The following is an 18,193-nucleotide window of genomic DNA, read 5'->3' as shown; positions in this document are numbered from 1 at the left end:
CTTGTCCCTAGAAAATCTTTCCTGCCAGAAAAGCTTCGGCGGCTGGCATAAACGCTACAAGCATCACTCAGAGGTGCTCGGTTGCGACATGGTGTTTGCCGTTTACCTGCCACCTCAAGCTGAGCAGGGCGGCAAGTTGCCAGTGGTCTATTGGTTGTCAGGACTGACCTGCACCGATGAAAACTTCATGCACAAGGCCGGCGCGCAACGAATTGCAGCCGAGTTGGGTTTGATTATCGTGGCGCCGGATACCAGTCCGCGCGGCGCCGACGTACCTGGCGATCCAGACGGTGCGTGGGATTTCGGTCTCGGTGCGGGCTTCTACCTGAACGCAACCCAGCAGCCGTGGGCCAAGCATTACCGGATGCATGACTATGTGGTTAACGAGCTGCCTGCATTGGTCGAGGCGCATTTTCCGGCCTCGGACGTGCGCGGGATTAGCGGTCACTCCATGGGTGGGCATGGGGCGCTGGTGTGTGCGTTGCGCAATCCGGGTCGTTATAAGTCAGTCTCAGCGTTTTCGCCGATTACCAACCCGATAGATTGCGCGTGGGGTCAAAAAGCGTTTTCCCGTTATCTGGGGGAAGAGCGGTCCCGCTGGCGCGAATGGGATGCCTGTGCGTTGATCGCCGAGGCCACTGAAAAGCTGCCGATCCTCGTTGATCAGGGCGATCGTGATGACTTTCTCGCCCATCAGCTCAAGCCTGAAGCATTGGTGCAAGCGGCGAAATCCGCAGATCATCCGCTAACGGTGCGCATGCAGCCGGGCTACGACCACAGCTATTTCTTCATCGCGAGCTTCATCGAAGACCACCTGCGGCATCATGCGGTCGCTCTAAGCGGTTAATGTCCGACAAAGTAGGTAGAATCACGCCCTGACTTTTTCGGGGCGTTTTTTTATGCGTATTGGCCACGGCTATGATGTGCACCGGTTTACCGAAGGCGATTTCATTACCTTGGGCGGCGTGCGGATCGCGCACGGTTTCGGGTTGCTCGCTCATTCCGATGGCGATGTGCTGTTGCATGCGCTCAGCGACGCGTTGCTCGGTGCTGCAGCATTAGGCGATATCGGCAAACATTTCCCGGACACCGACCCGCAATTCAAGGGCGCGGACAGCCGTGCGTTGTTGCGTCATGTGATGGCGTTGGTCAAAAACAAGGGCTGGAAAGTCGGTAATGTCGACGCCACCATTGTGGCCCAGGCGCCGAAAATGGCCCCGCATATTGAATCGATGCGTGCGCTGATTGCCGCGGATCTTCAGGTTGAGTTGGATCAAGTGAACGTAAAAGCTACCACCACCGAAAAGCTCGGCTTTGTTGGCCGTGAAGAAGGTATTGCGGTTCACGCCGTCGCCTTGTTGCTTTCGGTATGACTGAATTCGAATTGCTCGGACCCCGTGCGTATGGCGACGCGTTAGGTACTGCGGTGCTTAAGGCCACGGCCGAGGATTTTCAGGTCGACGAAGTGTTGGATATTCCCCTGTCGGGTGATGGCGAACACTTATGGTTGTGGGTTGAAAAGCGCGGACTGAATACTGAAGAAGCGGCACGTCGTCTGGCGCGTGCTGCCGGTGTGCCGCTGCGGACTGTCAGCTATGCGGGTTTGAAGGATCGCCAAGCGTTGACCCGGCAATGGTTCAGCGTGCAATTGCCCGGCAAGGCCGACCCCGACCTTTCGGCGGCCCAGGACGATACGCTGAAAATCCTGAAGATGAGCCGCCATAAGCGCAAGTTACAACGCGGTGCTCATGCCGCAAATGGTTTTACACTGCGTTTGACCCAGCTGCAGGGCGACCAGGCGGCGTTGCAGGCGCGGCTTGAATTGATCGCCCTTCATGGCGTTCCGAATTACTTCGGCGCCCAGCGTTTCGGTTGGGATGGCGGCAATGTGGGTGAGGCGCGAGACTACGCGGCTCGCCAGGCACTGCCGGAACAGCGCGCGGTTCGTTCCCGATTGCTGTCGACGGCGCGCAGCTATCTGTTTAATAAAGTGCTGGCGGCCCGCGTGGCTGACGGCAGTTGGCAGCGAGCACAAGTCGGCGATCTACTGGCGTTTACCGACAGCCGCAGTTTTTTTCCTGCTGGCGAAGCAGAGTGCAGCGATCCGCGTCTGGCGATTCTCGACCTGCACCCGACCGGGCCGCAGTGGGGTGAGGGCGATTCGCCAGCCACCGGTGTCACGGGCGCTCTTGAGCAATCAATCGCGGCGGACGAGCCAGCCTTGCGCGATTGGCTGATCAAAGCGGGCATGGAACACGAGCGTCGTATCCTGCGACTGCCCATTGGCGGGTTGACGTGGCATTATCCTGAGCCTGACATTCTGCAACTGGAATTCGTCCTGCCGGCCGGATGCTTTGCCACCGTACTGGTGCGCGAACTCGTCGACCTGGTTCCGGTGGGGCTAACGGACAGCTCATGCGTATTCTGATTTCTAACGATGATGGGGTAAGTGCGCCCGGTCTTGCTGCGCTCCATGCTGCGCTGGCGGACTATAGCGAGTGCGTTGTCATTGCCCCTGACCAAGACAAAAGCGGTGCAAGCAGCTCGCTGACGCTAGACCGTCCGCTGCATCCTCATACGTTGACCAATGGCTTTATCAGCGTAAATGGAACACCTACCGATTGTGTGCACCTTGGCCTCAATGGGCTGCTGGAGCATCAACCGGACATGGTTGTTTCCGGGATTAATCTCGGCGCCAACCTGGGTGATGATGTGCTGTATTCCGGCACCGTGGCGGCCGCCCTGGAAGGGCGTTTTCTCGAACGTCCTTCTTTTGCGTTTTCGTTGTTATCGCGTCAGGTGGATAACCTGCCAACCGCGGCGCATTTTGCGCGGCTGCTGGTCGAAGCGCATGAACAGCTCGATTTACCACCGCGTACGGTACTGAACGTTAATATTCCGAATCTTCCGCTTGAGCACATTCGCGGGATTCAATTGACCCGGTTAGGCCATCGCGCCCGCGCTGCGGCACCGGTCAAAGTAGTCGATCCACGGGGACGAGTCGGATATTGGATTGCCGTGGCTGGGGACGCCGAAGACGGAGGTCCGGGCACTGATTTTCACGCTGTCATGCAAGGTTATGTATCGATTACCCCATTACAACTGGACCGTACTTATCAGGATGGTTTCACCAGCCTAAATGGCTGGCTAGAGGGACTGCGCTGATGTCGCGAGAGCAAGATAGCCTGTTAAGACGCGGGATCGGCATGACCTCCCAGCGCACTCGCGAGCGTCTGATTCAACGCCTCTATGAAGAGGGGCTTTCCAACGCTCAAGTGCTGGAAGTGATCCGCAATACTCCCCGGCATCTGTTTGTTGATGAAGCGCTGGCGCACCGTGCGTATGAAGACACCGCGTTGCCCATCGGACATAACCAGACCATTTCCCAGCCCTACATGGTGGCGCGCATGAGCGAGCTGCTGTTGGCTGCGGGTCCGTTGGACAAAGTGCTTGAGATTGGCACCGGCTCAGGCTATCAGACGGCGGTGTTGTCGCAATTGGTCGAACGGGTATTTTCAGTGGAGCGCATCAAGGTTTTGCAGGACCGCGCGAAAGAGCGATTGGTCGAGCTTAACTTGCGCAACGTTGTGTTTCGTTGGGGAGACGGCTGGGAAGGTTGGCCTGCGTTGGCGCCCTACAATGGCATTATCGTGACGGCAGTCGCTACCGATGTTCCACAGGCATTGCTTGATCAACTCGCACCCGGTGGACGATTGGTCATCCCCGTCGGCTCTGGAGAGGTTCAGCAGTTGATGCTGATTATCCGTGAGGAAAATGGCTTTTCCCGGCATGTACTTGGCGCGGTAAGGTTCGTGCCGTTGCTCAATGGACCGCTTGCTTGATATCTCGTTTAGCCACTCACTGAATTCTGACCCGCGGTACAGGTCTTATAGCCCGACGTACAGGTTAATGCAGTATCTTCATTTGGTGCTGTAAAGCACGGTTTTGCAAACAGTTAAGTATTAGCTGCCAGCCGTTGTTACGGCACAATAGGCAGCTTTAATTCAGTCACCAGTAAAGGAGTGACGGGTGAGTCTCACAGTCATTCAGCAGCGACTATCTACAACTAGCATTCAGCGTCTGGTGATTGGCCTTGTCCTTGGTTTCTTGCTGGTCGGCTGTTCCAGTAGATCGCCGGGCAATGCGCCGGTCTTTGATCGAAACAAAGTCGCGCCTCAGCGACAGGCGGTAACAACTGGCCAATATGTAGTTCGGCGTAGTGACACGTTGTTTTCCATTGCATTTCGATACGGTTGGGATTGGAAAGCGTTGGCTGAACGCAACCAAATACCCGCGCCTTACACCATCCATCCGGGTCAAACCATACGCTTTGACGGCCGTTCAAGCTCGGCGCCCGTTGTAGCCAGCGTTGCGCATGCACCCCAGATGGTGACGTCTACGACGGGCTCTGCGGCTTCCGGTTCATTTAAAACAACCGTACTTTCTCGCCCGGTTGGCGTCGTCCCCGTGATTTTGCCTGCCAAAGAAAGTTCCCCTGCTACGACGCCGATTCAGTCTGTAGGACGCTCGCCAGCGGGTTGGGCGTGGCCTACTAATGGCATTTTGATTGGCAAATTTTCTTCAAACGGTAGTTTGAATAAAGGAATTGATATCGCTGGAGATTTGGGACAGCCTGTTTTAGCTGCGTCTGATGGTTCGGTTGTTTACGCCGGGAGTGGCTTGCGGGGCTACGGCGAATTAGTGATCATCAAACACAACGATACCTACGTCAGTGCTTACGGTCATAACCGTAGACTGTTGGTTCGGGAGGGGGAGCAGGTCAAGGTCGGGCAGACAATTGCCGAGATGGGGTCAACTGGGACTGACCGGGTGAAACTGCATTTTGAGATTCGCCGCCAAGGTAAGCCTGTAGATCCTCTGGAATTCCTGCCACGCCGTTGATCGGTCACCAGCCTGTTTCTTGCGTAGAGGGAACAGGCTCAAGCGTTGCCAAGGAAGATGAGGCGTCGCTAGAGCTTGAGGTCGAACTCACCAAAGGACTATAACAATGGCTCTCAATAAAGAAGCGCCGGAGTTTGACATCGATGATGAGGTACTCCTTATGGAGCCTGGCATCGTTTTGGACTCATCGTCGAACGAGGAAGCTGCTGCACCTCCCGTTCGCGCCCGGGCCAAGAACTCCACAACGCTCAAGCAGCACAAGTACATCGATTACACGCGTGCACTCGACGCTACTCAGTTGTACCTCAATGAAATAGGTTTCTCCCCCTTGCTGTCGCCTGAGGAGGAAGTCCACTTTGCGCGTTTGTCGCAAAGCGGTGATCCGGCGGGGCGCAAGCGCATGATTGAAAGCAATCTGCGGCTGGTGGTAAAAATCGCCAGGCGTTATGTCAACCGCGGGCTTTCATTGCTCGATCTGATCGAAGAAGGCAACCTGGGGTTGATCCGGGCTGTCGAGAAGTTTGATCCAGAGCGCGGTTTTCGCTTCTCAACGTACGCGACCTGGTGGATTCGTCAGACCATTGAGCGCGCCATCATGAATCAGACCCGTACCATCAGGTTGCCGATTCATGTGGTCAAAGAGCTCAACGTTTACCTGCGCGCCGCTCGCGAACTGACTCAGAAACTCGACCACGAACCCTCTCCTGAAGAAATCGCTAACCTGCTCGAAAAGCCGGTCTGCGAGGTCAAGCGCATGTTGGGACTTAATGAACGGGTCTCCTCGGTGGACGTTTCCCTAGGGCCCGATTCGGACAAAACCCTGCTCGATACGCTGACCGATGACCGTCCGACCGATCCGTGTGAGCTGCTCCAAGACGATGATCTTTCACAGAGCATTGATCAGTGGCTTTCCGAGCTGACTGATAAGCAGCGTGAAGTTGTAGTACGGCGTTTCGGTCTGCGAGGGCATGAAAGCAGCACTCTGGAAGATGTTGGCCTTGAAATCGGTTTGACGCGTGAAAGGGTCAGGCAGATTCAGGTCGAAGGGCTTAAGCGCTTGCGCGAGATCCTTGAGAAGAACGGTCTGTCCAGCGAGTCTTTGTTCCAATAGCAGAACTCGCGCTTTTCCCGCGCTTACCTTTAACCGATGCAATCGTACAAATACCTCGACTGGCTCGGGGTGTTTGTATGTGTGTGAAAATCGTTAGCTGATCGTTCTTAATTATTTATTAGATGACGTGGTTAATACAGTGGGTTTTCATGTCAAGCAGTGCTTTTTGCTGTAAGCCTTTGCTTACTTGTTTTGTAAGTTATCGTGGTTTTTAACCGTACCTTTGTCCGTCTGTCGCACTATAAAACCCGCAAGTGTTTGATTGTATGAAATTTTTAGTTGTTGGTTGATTTTCTGCGTATCGTTTTGAAAGATTTGGCGGGTTGCTCTCCACCGTTAAATCACTATTATTGGAACTGTGTCGAGGGACAGACACAGACCGTCAAGGACGACAGTCATGGACATCGCAGGATGCGATTCATCAGGATGATGAAAAGGATATAAGGGACTACGGAAAAAATGTGGGCGGGTCATACCGCCCCTTTTTCGTCTGCAATAAAGCTAAAACAAAAAAGGCCCGCAATGGGCCTTTTTTGACGATCAGCGGAACTTAGCGTTCCAAGTCCTTGAGCTTACCTTTAACGCCGTCAAAGTCTTCGGCGCCTGGCAGGCCCTGTTTCTTTTCAGTGATATTGGGCCAGATTTCCGCTAACTCTACGTTCAGCTGGATAAATACCTTCATGTCCTCGGGGACTTCATCTTCCGAGAAAATGGCGACGGCAGGGCATTCAGGCTCGCAGAGCGCGCAATCTATGCACTCATCCGGGTGGATCACCAGGAAATTCGGGCCTTCGTAGAAGCAGTCCACCGGACACACTTCTACGCAGTCGGTGTACTTGCACTTGATGCAGTTGTCGGTGACGACGAAGGTCATTTCTAATTCTCTCCTCAGGCGGCGGTAGCAGAGCCCTTTCAGCAGGGTTGCCAAGGTCGGGGAATCTCCCGGGCCGTGTGAATATTTGCAGTCAGCAGGCGGACGTTCATTTACTACCGCGTCTTGACCTGCTTTGGTTCGCAACGTACTCACGCGGCCTGGACAATCTGCGTAGTCAGGCTAAAACCAGCAGCATCCCAAACCGCGCGGGATTCTAACAGCTTGTAACGAATCCCGTTAGATCCGAGTTTGCAAGGAATACAACAACTCTAGCGCCTGGCGGGGTGTCAAATCATCAATTTTGGTTTTCGACAACTCTTCCAGAACCGGGTGCGGCAGGCTGGCGAACATATCGCTTTGCTGTGGGATCGCAGGTTTTCCGGGTGCCGCCCGTGGTGTTTCATGGGGCAGACTTGTGGTTTCCAATCGCAGCAAATGCTCCTTTGCACGCACGATAACCTTGGCTGGAACCCCCGCCAGCTGGGCCACCGCCAAACCGTAGCTCTGACTGGCGGGGCCTGGCAGTACCCGGTGGAGGAAAACAATGCGTTCGTTGTGCTCGGTTGCATTGAGGTGCACGTTGGCAACCAGCGGCTCGCTTTCCGGCAGTACTGTCAGCTCAAAATAGTGGGTAGCGAACAATGTGTAAGCACGCAGTTGTGCGAGACATTCTGCCGCAGCCCACGCCAACGAAAGACCGTCGAAAGTGCTGGTTCCGCGCCCGACTTCGTCCATTAGCACCAAACTGCGGTCTGTGGCGTTATGCAGAATATTCGCAGTTTCGCTCATCTCCACCATGAAGGTCGAGCGTCCGCCAGCGAGATCATCGCTGGAACCGATGCGAGTAAAGATTCGATCGACCAAGGACAGCTCGCAACGGGCGGCCGGTACGAAACTGCCGATGTGCGCCAACAACACAATCAACGCGGTCTGGCGCATGTAGGTCGACTTACCACCCATGTTAGGTCCGGTGATCACCAACATTCGGGTGTTGTCGTCGAGTGCAAGGTCGTTGGCGACGAAGGGGGTCGTCAGGACTTGCTCGACCACCGGGTGCCGACCCTGCTCGATGCGCATGCACGGCTCGTCAACGAAGCGCGGGCAGTTCAAGTCCAGATGAAGCGCACGTTCGGCCAGGTTGTTGAGTACATCCAGCTCAGCCAAGGCCGCTGCGGTGTCCTGTAACGGCGCCAGATGGCCTATCAGGTCTTCCAGAAGCGCTTCGTAAAGCATCTTCTCTCGGGCCAGCGCACGGCTCTTGGCTGACAGCGCTTTGTCTTCGAATGCCTTCAACTCTGGGGTAATGAAACGTTCAGCACCCTTGAGGGTCTGGCGGCGGATGTAGTCAGCGGGGGCCTGTTCAGCTTGCTTGCTCGGCAGCTCGATGAAATACCCATGAATCCGGTTGTAGCCGACTTTCAAATTGGCCAAGCCGGTGCGGGCCTTCTCGCGGGTCTCCAGATCAATCAAAAACTGTCCGGCGTTCTCGCTGAGCGATTGCAGATCGTCTAGCTCAGCGTCGTAGCCGGTTTTCAGCACGCCGCCATCGCGGATCACGGCGGGCGGATTATCGATCACCGCGCGTTGTAGCAGATCCGCCAATTCAGGGTAGGTGCTGGTGGTATGCGCCAGTTGTTGGATATGCGGCGCTTCCAGTTCCATCATCGCCAACTGCAATTCGGGGAGCGCTGCAAGCGCGTCCCGCAGACGTGCCAAATCACGCGGACGTGCGTTGCGCAGCCCGATGCGGGCGAGAATCCGTTCGATGTCGCCAATTTCTTTCAATTGCGGTTGCAGGTGTTCGAAGCGATAACGTTCAAGCAAGCAGGTAATCGAGCTTTGTCGGGCCTTCAGTACTTCCAGATCCCGCAGCGGCCGATTCAGCCAACGTGTGAGCAAGCGACTGCCCATGGCGGTCTGGCAGCGGTCCACGACCGATTGCAGCGTGTTATCGCGGCCGCCCGCCAGGTTGGTATCCAGTTCGAGGTTGCGTCGTGTGGCACCATCAAGCACCACGGTATCGTCCAGACGCTCATGGCGCAGGCTGCGCAAGTGCGGAAGGGCCGTGCGTTGGGTTTCTTTGGCGTAACCGAGCAGGCAACCGGCGGCACCGATGGCCAGCGTCAGGTTCTCGCAGCCGAAGCCTTTCAGGTCTTGTGTAGAAAATTGTTGGCACAGGGCTTTTAACGCGGAGTCGCGTTCGAAGTCCCACGGCGCACGACGCCGGGTGCCGCGACGCTTTTCTGCCGGTAAACCTTGTGGCCAGTCGTCAGGGATCATCAGTTCAACCGGGTTGACCCGCTCTAACTCAGCCAGCAGGTTTTCCCAGCCCTTGATTTCAAGGACGCTGAAATTGCCGCTGGTGATGTCCAAAACGGCAAGGCCAAACAGGCGTTCATCGCCTAACACGGCGGCAATCAGGTTGTCGCGGCGCTCGTCGAGCAACGCTTCATCACTGACCGTACCGGGAGTAATGATCCGCACGACTTGACGGTCCACCGGGCCTTTGCTGGTGGCGGGATCACCGATCTGCTCACAGATCACCACGGATTCGCCGAGCTTCACCAGCTTGGCGAGATACCCTTCTGCGGCGTGATAGGGAATCCCACACATGGGAATCGCTTGTCCTGCGGACTGGCCTCGCGCCGTCAGGGTGATATCCAGCAGTTTCGAGGCCTTCTTGGCGTCCTCGTAGAAGATTTCGTAGAAATCCCCCATGCGATAGAACATCAACTGGTCCGGGTGCTGATTTTTCAGCCGCCAGTATTGCTGCATCATCGGGGTGTGCGAGGAGAGGTCGGTAATGGCTTTATTCATCGGGTTTTAGGCGAATTCGTTAAAAAGTGTGAGGCAAGGAAAGGCACGTGCGAGCGCTCATCGGCGTGATGAGGCCCTATGGCCCGGCTGCTTGCTGCGATGGGCGCAAGATTACCACGCAGCATCGACTACCGCAGAATTGGGCAGGGAAAAGCTCGGTTACGACGTTGCCGTGGGCGGTTAGGCGGATAAGGCTACGCTGGCAGTGCGGCATTTCCTTTAAACACTATGAACAGGATGTTCACCGTGCAACAAAGGGGGGATTCCAGAAAAAAAATGGCGACGCCGTCTTCGCAGCTACCGTTGGTACTCGCGGCGTCTTGCATTACGCGACGTAGAACACTATCGCAAGGCGAGAGTTAGGGATGTGAATGTGTATTTCATAGGTGCCACCGTGCGTTGGCAACAACCCTCAAAACCCAATACTTGTGCGGCGAATCCGTATGTTGCCATGCTGGTACTGCAGGTAGCCGGTGTAGGGGAGAAGCATTGTATCGGCGATACTGGAGATCACCATGTCGAGAACAATTGGCGACGCAGCCCAGTGCGAACCGGATCTGGGAGGACCGTTCAAATTGCAGAACTGATAGGCTGCGCCACTATAGGTACGGGGTATGGAGTGGCACTCTGACTGCCACTTCGCTAAGTTGTCGGCAGCGCCTTCCTCATCGTGCAGCGTTTTGAGGGTGCCGCAACCCGAGATTGCTGCAACGAGACAGCCTGCAATCCATGACCTCATAAAATAGCCTCCACTCCTGTCTGTGCGCGAACTGTTAACCTTGGCTCAGTCGGTCCGCCATTAAGCAATTTTTCGCCACTTCGGGAAAAGTAAATACTAGTTACAGGTAGTGACAGAGGTTGCTTGTCCGCATATGTGGACACTTATCAATGTAACTAGCCTATTGGGCCCAGCTGCTTTTGCAATGAGCGCATGCTTACCAAGTTGTATCCCGTTCCCTAGAGTCAACTGGGAAAAGCGCAGTTACGACTTCACGCTGGGTGATTTGGCGAATCACGCTAGGCTGTCAGTGCGGTACCTCATTTTTCCAAAACACAATGAACAGGATGTTCACTATGCAAACTAAAAGGGGTCGGGATTCCGGCAGCGGTCGTTTCATTTCAATCGACGAAGCGAAAAAACGGCCGAAGGAGACGACGGTCGAAACGGTTAAGCGTCGAGTCAAAAAAGAGACATGTCTGGCGGGCTAGTATTTTCCTGCGAGGTTCGTAGCGTTTGTCCGAGACCCGCGTTGCGACCCTTGCACCTACTAAAAGCTCGTGTACGGTATTCGCCCTGACGTGCTGTCTGATGCAAGACCTGTGGGAGAACGCCGTGGATGAAATTACTCGACTTGCCGCAGAACTCGGCAAGCGCCTGCAAGTACTCAAGGCTCAAGTGACCACCGCCGAGTCGTGTACCGGTGGGGGTATCGCCGAGGCTATCACGCGCATACCGGGCAGTTCGGCTTGGTTTGAAGCGGGTTATGTCACCTATTCCAATAGCCAGAAAACGCGCCAATTGAACGTGCCGACCGAACTGTTTTCCTCTGTAGGCGCTGTCAGTCGCGAGGTGGTTGAAGCCATGGTTTCCGGGGCGCAGGCTAACAGTCAGGCACGTTTTGCGGTTGCAGTCAGCGGCGTGGCGGGTCCTGATGGTGGGTCGGACGAAAAACCGGTAGGCACCGTATGGCTGGCATGGGGTGAGGGAGCCCAGGTTATTTCTGAGCGTCGCCAATTCGACGGCGACCGCGACGAGGTCCGCCGACAAACGGTCAAGGCCGCGCTAGAAGGGCTGATCCGACGTACTGCCAGTTAAATACCAAAACGGGGGTAGGCGAGCGCTCAACCCTGTGGAATAATACTGGCTACTTATACAGTTATGTGGCCGCAAGGCCTTATTGATTACGAGAGGACTTCAATGGACGAGAACAAGAAGAAAGCCTTGGCTGCGGCCTTGGGTCAGATCGAGCGTCAATTCGGCAAAGGTGCCGTAATGCGCATGGGCGACCATGACCGCCAGGCGATTCCTGCTATCTCCACCGGTTCGCTGGGTCTTGATATCGCGCTGGGTATTGGTGGCTTGCCCAAAGGTCGGATCGTTGAAATCTACGGTCCAGAATCTTCGGGCAAAACCACGCTGACGCTTTCGGTTATTGCTCAGGCTCAAAAAATGGGCGCTACCTGCGCATTCGTCGATGCCGAACACGCATTGGACCCTGAGTACGCAGGCAAACTGGGCGTCAATGTCGACGATCTGCTGGTTTCGCAGCCGGATACTGGTGAACAAGCGCTGGAAATCACCGACATGTTGGTGCGTTCCAACGCCATTGACGTCATCGTGATCGACTCCGTGGCCGCACTGGTGCCTAAAGCCGAAATCGAAGGCGAAATGGGTGACATGCACGTCGGTCTGCAGGCACGTTTGATGTCTCAGGCATTGCGGAAAATCACCGGCAACATCAAAAATGCAAACTGCCTGGTTATTTTCATCAACCAGATTCGGATGAAAATTGGCGTCATGTTCGGCAGCCCGGAAACGACTACCGGCGGTAACGCACTGAAGTTCTACGCTTCTGTCCGTCTGGATATCCGCCGCACTGGCGCGGTAAAAGAAGGCGATGAAGTCGTCGGCAGTGAAACCCGCGTCAAGGTCGTGAAAAACAAAGTGGCTCCGCCGTTCCGTCAGGCAGAGTTCCAGATTCTCTACGGTAAGGGTATTTACCTTAACGGCGAAATCATTGACCTGGCTGTGCTTCACGGTTTCGTCGAGAAATCCGGTGCATGGTACAGCTATCAAGGCAGCAAGATCGGTCAGGGCAAGGCCAACTCGGCCAAGTTCCTGGCAGACAACCCGGAAGTAGGCGCAACACTGGAGAAACTGATCCGTGACAAACTGCTGACTCCGGGCGTTGACACCAAGGCAGTAAGCTCCCGAGTGCCTGCTGACGATTTAGCTGAAGCTGACGTCGATATCTGATAGATAACGTCCATGGCTGCGGTACTTGATACGCCTCTCGCCATTCGGCGTACTGCAATGGACCTGCTCGCACGTCGCGAGCATGGTCGGGTCGAGTTGACGCGCAAGTTGCGTCAGCGCGGCGCCCCTCCTGAATTAATCGACCCAGCCCTTGACCGTCTTACGGAAGAAGGGCTGCTGTGCGAATCTCGTTATCTGGAAAGCTTCGTCTCCTACCGTGCCCGCTCAGGTTATGGTCCTTTGCGTATACGCGAAGAACTGAGTCAGCGCGGCTTGCAGCGCACGGACATCGAACAAGCGTTGAAAGAATGTGGTTTTGACTGGAAAGAAAAACTGCAAGAAACCTGGGAGCGCAAGTTTTCCGGACAAATGCCAAGGGACATGCGTGAGCGTGCACAGCAAGGCCGCTTTCTAAGCTACCGAGGTTATCCGCTGGATTTGATCGGCCGCTTGTTGAGCGGCCGGCATGAAGATGATTAAGCGATGGGCAGGCTACGTGACCTTCAAAGGCTTGCGTGCATGGGTTTGCTTTTGCGAGGGGGCGAGTGCCCAGCTTTCAGGCAGATTGATGTAATCGACAAGCTCTCGCAGGTGTCCGTTGTTTCGTCCGGTGAAGGAAAACGCCAGGCGAGCAAGGTGACTGAACTGTGCTTCGTCGTGCTCTTCCCCAAGATACGTATGCTGGTGGAAATTCTCACTCAGGCACAAGTCCGCATACGTTGCTTGTATGTGATCAATGGCTTGCTCGTTGAGCGGGTGATGCATACGAATGACGAACTTGTTTTTCAACCAGCGGGTGGAATGAAAGTTGGTGTAGAAGCTATTGATCTCTTCTACTGCTTCTTCAGCGCTGTACACCAGTCGCAATAACTTCATGTCGTTAGGCAAAATATAACGGTTGGCTTCCAGCTGGTTTTTGATGAAGTTAAGCGCCTCCTGCCAAAAACTACCACCCGGCGTATCGAGTAGCACGATGGGCACCAGAGGGCTCTTGCCCGTCTGAATCAACGTCAATACTTCCAGCGCCTCATCCAGTGTGCCAAAGCCGCCTGGGCAAAGCACCAGCGCGTCGGCTTCCTTGACGAAAAACAGTTTGCGGGTGAAGAAAAAGTGGAACGGCAGCAGGTTTTCAGTGCCTTCCACGGTGGGGTTGGCGTGTTGCTCGAAAGGCAGGGTGATGTTGAATCCCAAGCTGTATTCGAGACCGGCACCTTCGTGGGCTGCTGCCATGATGCCGCCGCCAGCGCCGGTGATGACCATCAGCTCCGAGCGGGCCAACAGCGCGCCGAGTTCTCGCGCCAGTGCGTAGAGTGGATGTTCAACAGGCGTCCGAGCTGATCCGAATACTGTGACCTTGCGACGTCCCTTGAACTGCTCTAACACACGGAAGGCATTTTCCAATTCGCGTATGGTTTGCAGCGTGATTTTGGCATTCCAACGGTTGCGATCGTCCTGAGCCATGCGCAGGACGGTCAATATCATGTCGCGGTAGAGCGGAAGATTTGGGCTGGTGGGAGCGACCAAACGGATTTGATCTTCAACCTTGCTTGCGAGGTCAAGGCCATCGCTCTGAAAATGTCGCGATAAAAGATCATTAGGTTCATAGGGCATTCAAGGTTCTCCTTTGCGGAACCATTAGCTGTCGACCACATGCTGATTGATCTTGTGCTTATATCGACAACACTGGCAACGAGTGATTACGGCAATAAGCCTATGCGTGTTGTGAGGGAGGAGTGCGGATCACTGAGGGCGCATTGATGATAAGTATCGCTGCGCCTGCCCCGATGTAGGGTTGCGATTGAAGATTAAACGCGGCTATTTTTTCATTTTGCAGTCGGATGCTTTAAATACATGCGTAGCCACTGCACGGTTGGTTTTGTATTCAGTGAATTCATATTTGAGCAGTGCGCCTTTTGCCATGAGTTGGCGAAAGCCGTCATTGTTGCAAACACTGGAACCCAGTTGATTGCGAACGGCGTCGGGATTGGCGCGCATCTCTACGGCATGGCTTTCGAGTACGCTCAAGTGGTCGATGAGCTCTCTTCCTTCGACGGTGTAACCTTGATCAAGGATGTTTTCGTTGATCGCCCGAGGCGTACCGACGCTGCTTTGCGCCGCTACTTTTTCCAGCATCTTGCTCAGTTCGTAATCCTGCTTTGATGCCGCTTGGGCGCCAAAGGGTACGATTAGCAAAAGTGTGAGGGTGGGGACGATAAAGCGAAGCATGAAACTCTCCTGATTCAGTGACTTGTCCTTGGACCATTGACTTGAATGTGCGTTCACCGGGCGTCTGATCCTTATAAACCAATAAGGTGCCGGGCGGGCCGGTAGCCGCGCGGCAGTATAAATGAATGGCTGCGGAAACAAAGTTTCCCTTGGCGACAAAGCGCGTCACGCAGCTCTGATAAACTGTGCCAACTTTTATTCAGCGAGTTTCTGTGGTGTCGATGTTTTCTATTTGGCGATGTAATCCCCTATGAGTCATGCCGTCTCCCGCCTTCGCGCCCAGCGCCTGGCCCGCGCGCTTAAACCTTTTATAGCCAGGGGCTCAAGAGCGCCGCGTTGTCCTGGATGTCGGGTGATCCCGAGTTATTGCCTGTGTGCCTGGCGCCCGACAGTGGCAGCAACATCGGCCATGTGTTTATTGATGTACGACGTTGAGCCATTAAAACCGACCAATACCGGCTGGTTGATTGCCGATATCATCGAAGAAACCCATGCATTTGGCTGGTCGCGGACGGAGGTCGATGCCCAATTGCCGGCGCTGCTCAACGATCCGCAATGGCAGCCTTATATCGTATTTCCTGGCGAGTTCGTTGCACCGGAAAGGGTGGTGACCCAGGTGAAGCTTGAACAGGGCAAGCGTCCGCTGTTCGTCCTGCTCGATGCGACCTGGAGTGAGGCACGAAAAATGTTTCGCAAAAGCCCGTATCTGGACCATCTGCCGGTGCTTAGCCTGGAGCCGGAACAGATTTCTCGCTATCGGCTGCGTCGTTCCCGCCGTGACGATCACTTCTGCACTGCTGAAGTAGCGGCGCTATGTCTGGAGTTGGCTGGGGATCAAGCGGCTGGCGGTGTATTGGATGCCTACCTCGATGTCTTTAGCGCGCATTACATGGGGGCAAAGCATCTACTCCCGATTGATCTGGAAGATGGGGCGCATACTTACCTGAAAGACTTCCTGTAGGAGCCAACTTGTTGGCGAGAGGCATTATGGGATATGCCGGTTAAGCCGCCTCGCGAAGTTCGCTCCTACAGAATATTTTTACTCACGAACCGTGGCTGGGGTTCGGTATTTTCACGGACAACTCAGGTTTTTTTGGCCACAACTGAGCCACTAACATTCCCGTAAGCATCAATGCGCAACCGAGATAACCTTTCAACTGCAACGACTCGTTGAGCATCAGTGCGCCGGCTATCGCGGCAAAAACCGCTTCCAGGGAAAGAATGATCGCAGCGTGTGACGCGATAGCGTTTTTTTGCGCAATCACTTGCAAGGTGTAGCCGATCCCCACGGCGACCACTCCGCCGTACAGCAACGCTGGGCCGGCCGCGATGATGGACTGCAAATGGATGTCTTCAAAGATCAGCGCGAGGATCAAGCTGACGACGGAGCAGGTGACGAATTGCAGGAACGCCAGGCGAATAGGGTCGTGGCGGCTGGCGAACACGCTGACCAAAATCACATGCCCGCCCCAGACAAATGCCCCGATCAGTTGCAACCAATCACCGGCCGCGACCTTGAAGTTGTCCCCAACACTGAGCAAGAACATTCCCACCACGGCCATGCCTGCACCCAACCACGTTCCCATTCCAGTCTTATGCCCCATCAGCAATCCCAGAAGCGGAACTACAATGACGTAAAGACCGGTAATGAATCCCGCGTTGGTCACGCTAGTGAACAGCAGGCCGACTTGCTGAAGATTAATCCCCGCAGCCAGTGCAAGACCCATGACCAGTCCGCCGAGTAATAAGCTACGCGTCATAAAAGGTTCTGGTTTGGCTGCCTTCGCAGCGCGTGGACCACGCAAAATGAGCGGCAATAAGCACAATGACCCAAGGGTAAAGCGCAAACCAGTAAAAAGGTAGGGGCCGATATGCTCCATGCCTGCGCTCTGAGCGACAAAACCCGAGCCCCAGATCATTGCCGTAAGGAGCATTAAAAGGTCGGCACGCAGGGCTTGTTTTCGCATGATGGCGCTCAGGTCGGTGGGTCGCAGACTTTGCCGGAAATCGTTGAACTTGACCACCCCGACTTCGCTCGTCATCCTTGTCGCCGCAATACCGCTTGAACGCCGATTATCTGGGCTTGGCGTTAACCGTGCCAAGTTGGCGCCGTGAGTTTGCTGGCATCCATGGATGCCTTCGTGAGAGCTGAATTCTTCAGCACTCACCTAAAAACAGGATCATTTATAAATGACATACGAAATCCTGATTGCCGATGACCATCCGTTGTTTCGCAGCGCACTGCGCCAGGCTGTCAGTCTGGGTCTCGGCCCGGATGTGAAGTTGGTCGAAGCCGAAAGCATTGCCGAGCTTGAAGTCCATCTGGCGGATAAGCGTGATTGGGATCTGGTGCTGCTGGATTTGAACATGCCGGGCGCCTACGGATTTTCCGGGCTGGTGCTGTTGCGTGGGCAATACCCGCAAATTCCGGTGGTGATGGTGTCGGCGCAGGAAGAAGCCTCCATCGTTGTGCGTTCTCGTGAGTTTGGTGCCAGTGGTTTCATCCCCAAGTCCAGTTCCCTGGAAACGATTCAAGACGCTGTGCGTACAGTGCTCGCGGGTGATGTCTGGTGGCCGCCTCAGGTCAACGAAGCGATCAGCGTCTCCCCCGAAGCCAAAGCGGCCAGCGCCGGATTGGCGAGTCTGACGCCACAACAGTTTCGCGTGCTGACCATGGTGTGTGAAGGTCTGTTGAACAAGCAGATCGCTTACGAACTCAGCGTGTCGGAAGCGACGATCAAAGCGCATGTCACTGCGATTTTCCGCAAGCTTAATGTGCGGACCCGTACTCAGGCAGCCTTGCTGTTGCAGCAAATGGAGTCAATCCCGCATACCTGATCCGTAAGGGATTGGTTATTCACGCTTTTTTGACCTCTGTTGAATTAGCCTCTTGCTTCTTTTTTCAAGCAGTTAACTACCTATGTCGCCCTTCAAAGGTCAAACCGGTCTGAAACGCATCCTCAATGCCACGGGTTATTCATTCGATGGTTTGCGTGCAGCCTTTAAGGGCGAAGCTGCCTTTCGCCAGTTAGTCCTGCTCAATGTCATTCTCATCCCCCTGTCGTTCGTGTTTCACGTCAGTAGGGTCGAGCGGGCGGTGTTGATCGCGGTGTGTCTGTTGGCACTGATTGTCGAGTTGCTTAACTCGGCCATTGAGGCGGCGATCGACCGCATTTCGCTGGATTTACACCCGTTGTCGAAAAATGCCAAAGACATGGGCAGCGCAGCGCAATTTATTGCGCTGTGCATGATAGGCCTGGTCTGGGCGCTGATTCTGCTCGGTTGA

General features: G+C 55.0%; 19 protein-coding genes. 13 read left to right on the top strand and 6 right to left on the bottom strand.

Features of this window, described 5'->3' with window-relative positions; all coding sequences use genetic code 11:
* Window position 1 precedes the first annotated feature (1 nt).
* From fghA to rpoS, 7 genes are all read left to right on the top strand, one after another.
* On the top strand, window positions 2–847 hold the full coding sequence (fghA, locus tag RHM65_RS24620; protein ID WP_322168096.1) for an S-formylglutathione hydrolase: 846 nt from the start codon (window positions 2–4) through the stop codon (window positions 845–847).
* A 52-nt stretch (window positions 848–899) separates the two neighbouring features.
* Window positions 900–1,373: a 2-C-methyl-D-erythritol 2,4-cyclodiphosphate synthase gene (gene ispF / locus RHM65_RS24615; protein WP_322168097.1), complete on the top strand. Its 474-nt coding sequence runs from the start codon at window positions 900–902 to the stop codon at window positions 1,371–1,373.
* Window positions 1,370–2,428, top strand: a complete 1,059-nt coding sequence (gene truD / locus RHM65_RS24610; protein WP_322168098.1) for a tRNA pseudouridine(13) synthase TruD — start codon at window positions 1,370–1,372, stop codon at window positions 2,426–2,428. Before ispF ends, truD begins: the two co-directional genes overlap by 4 nt.
* A complete protein-coding gene (gene surE / locus RHM65_RS24605; protein WP_322168099.1) occupies window positions 2,416–3,165 on the top strand; it encodes a 5'/3'-nucleotidase SurE in 750 nt (249 codons plus the stop codon). Before truD ends, surE begins: the two co-directional genes overlap by 13 nt.
* Window positions 3,166–3,206: 41 nt before the next feature.
* Window positions 3,207–3,842: a protein-L-isoaspartate(D-aspartate) O-methyltransferase gene (locus tag RHM65_RS24600; protein ID WP_322170791.1), complete on the top strand. Its 636-nt coding sequence runs from the start codon at window positions 3,207–3,209 to the stop codon at window positions 3,840–3,842.
* A 187-nt stretch (window positions 3,843–4,029) separates the two neighbouring features.
* Entirely contained in the window at window positions 4,030–4,902 is an 873-nt protein-coding gene (locus RHM65_RS24595) for a peptidoglycan DD-metalloendopeptidase family protein (protein ID WP_322168100.1), read from the top strand.
* 106 nt (window positions 4,903–5,008) lie between these two features.
* Entirely contained in the window at window positions 5,009–6,013 is a 1,005-nt protein-coding gene (rpoS, locus tag RHM65_RS24590; RefSeq protein ID WP_322168101.1) for an RNA polymerase sigma factor RpoS, read from the top strand.
* A gap of 550 nt (window positions 6,014–6,563) precedes the next feature.
* On the opposite strand, the gene fdxA is transcribed toward rpoS, so the two are convergent.
* From fdxA to RHM65_RS24575, 3 genes are all read right to left on the bottom strand, one after another.
* Window positions 6,564–6,887, bottom strand: a complete 324-nt coding sequence (gene fdxA / locus RHM65_RS24585; protein WP_322168102.1) for a ferredoxin FdxA — start codon at window positions 6,885–6,887, stop codon at window positions 6,564–6,566.
* A 237-nt stretch (window positions 6,888–7,124) separates the two neighbouring features.
* The gene (gene mutS / locus RHM65_RS24580; RefSeq protein ID WP_322170794.1) at window positions 7,125–9,692 is read right to left on the bottom strand and encodes a DNA mismatch repair protein MutS; all 2,568 of its coding nucleotides are present in this window, start codon (window positions 9,690–9,692) and stop codon (window positions 7,125–7,127) included.
* 424 nt (window positions 9,693–10,116) lie between these two features.
* Complete coding sequence (locus tag RHM65_RS24575; protein ID WP_322168103.1) at window positions 10,117–10,443, bottom strand: YceK/YidQ family lipoprotein; 327 nt, start codon at window positions 10,441–10,443, stop codon at window positions 10,117–10,119.
* A gap of 570 nt (window positions 10,444–11,013) precedes the next feature.
* Between RHM65_RS24575 and RHM65_RS24570 the strand changes: the two genes are divergently transcribed.
* From RHM65_RS24570 to recX, 3 genes are all read left to right on the top strand, one after another.
* Window positions 11,014–11,520: a CinA family protein gene (locus RHM65_RS24570; RefSeq protein WP_322168104.1), complete on the top strand. Its 507-nt coding sequence runs from the start codon at window positions 11,014–11,016 to the stop codon at window positions 11,518–11,520.
* A 102-nt stretch (window positions 11,521–11,622) separates the two neighbouring features.
* On the top strand, window positions 11,623–12,681 hold the full coding sequence (recA, locus tag RHM65_RS24565; protein ID WP_322168105.1) for a recombinase RecA: 1,059 nt from the start codon (window positions 11,623–11,625) through the stop codon (window positions 12,679–12,681).
* A gap of 12 nt (window positions 12,682–12,693) precedes the next feature.
* The gene (gene recX / locus RHM65_RS24560; protein WP_322168106.1) at window positions 12,694–13,161 is read left to right on the top strand and encodes a recombination regulator RecX; all 468 of its coding nucleotides are present in this window, start codon (window positions 12,694–12,696) and stop codon (window positions 13,159–13,161) included.
* A gap of 12 nt (window positions 13,162–13,173) precedes the next feature.
* Here the strand turns inward: recX and RHM65_RS24555 are convergent, their stop codons facing one another.
* Both RHM65_RS24555 and RHM65_RS24550 read right to left on the bottom strand, forming a co-directional pair.
* Complete coding sequence (locus RHM65_RS24555) at window positions 13,174–14,292, bottom strand: TIGR00730 family Rossman fold protein (protein ID WP_322168107.1); 1,119 nt, start codon at window positions 14,290–14,292, stop codon at window positions 13,174–13,176.
* A gap of 204 nt (window positions 14,293–14,496) precedes the next feature.
* Window positions 14,497–14,907 (bottom strand): quorum-sensing-regulated virulence factor family protein, encoded by a 411-nt coding sequence (locus RHM65_RS24550; protein WP_322168108.1) that lies wholly within the window; start codon window positions 14,905–14,907, stop codon window positions 14,497–14,499.
* Between the two features lie 250 nt (window positions 14,908–15,157).
* Between RHM65_RS24550 and RHM65_RS24545 the strand changes: the two genes are divergently transcribed.
* Window positions 15,158–15,868 (top strand): tRNA-uridine aminocarboxypropyltransferase, encoded by a 711-nt coding sequence (locus RHM65_RS24545; RefSeq protein ID WP_322168109.1) that lies wholly within the window; start codon window positions 15,158–15,160, stop codon window positions 15,866–15,868.
* An 82-nt stretch (window positions 15,869–15,950) separates the two neighbouring features.
* Here RHM65_RS24545 and RHM65_RS24540 read toward each other — a convergent pair whose 3' ends face one another.
* Window positions 15,951–16,874, bottom strand: coding sequence for a DMT family transporter (locus RHM65_RS24540; protein WP_322170798.1), 924 nt, complete (start codon window positions 16,872–16,874; stop codon window positions 15,951–15,953).
* A 223-nt stretch (window positions 16,875–17,097) separates the two neighbouring features.
* Here RHM65_RS24540 and erdR point away from each other — a divergent pair, with 223 nt between their 5' ends.
* On the top strand, window positions 17,098–17,745 hold the full coding sequence (erdR, locus tag RHM65_RS24535; RefSeq protein ID WP_322168110.1) for a response regulator transcription factor ErdR: 648 nt from the start codon (window positions 17,098–17,100) through the stop codon (window positions 17,743–17,745).
* Window positions 17,746–17,827: 82 nt separating this feature from the next.
* A complete protein-coding gene (locus RHM65_RS24530) occupies window positions 17,828–18,193 on the top strand; it encodes a diacylglycerol kinase (RefSeq protein WP_322168111.1) in 366 nt (121 codons plus the stop codon).

It is taken from the genome of Pseudomonas sp. CCI4.2, from assembly GCF_034350045.1.
GTDB lineage: Bacteria > Pseudomonadota > Gammaproteobacteria > Pseudomonadales > Pseudomonadaceae > Aquipseudomonas.
This window is presented reverse-complemented; position numbering and strand designations above follow the sequence as displayed.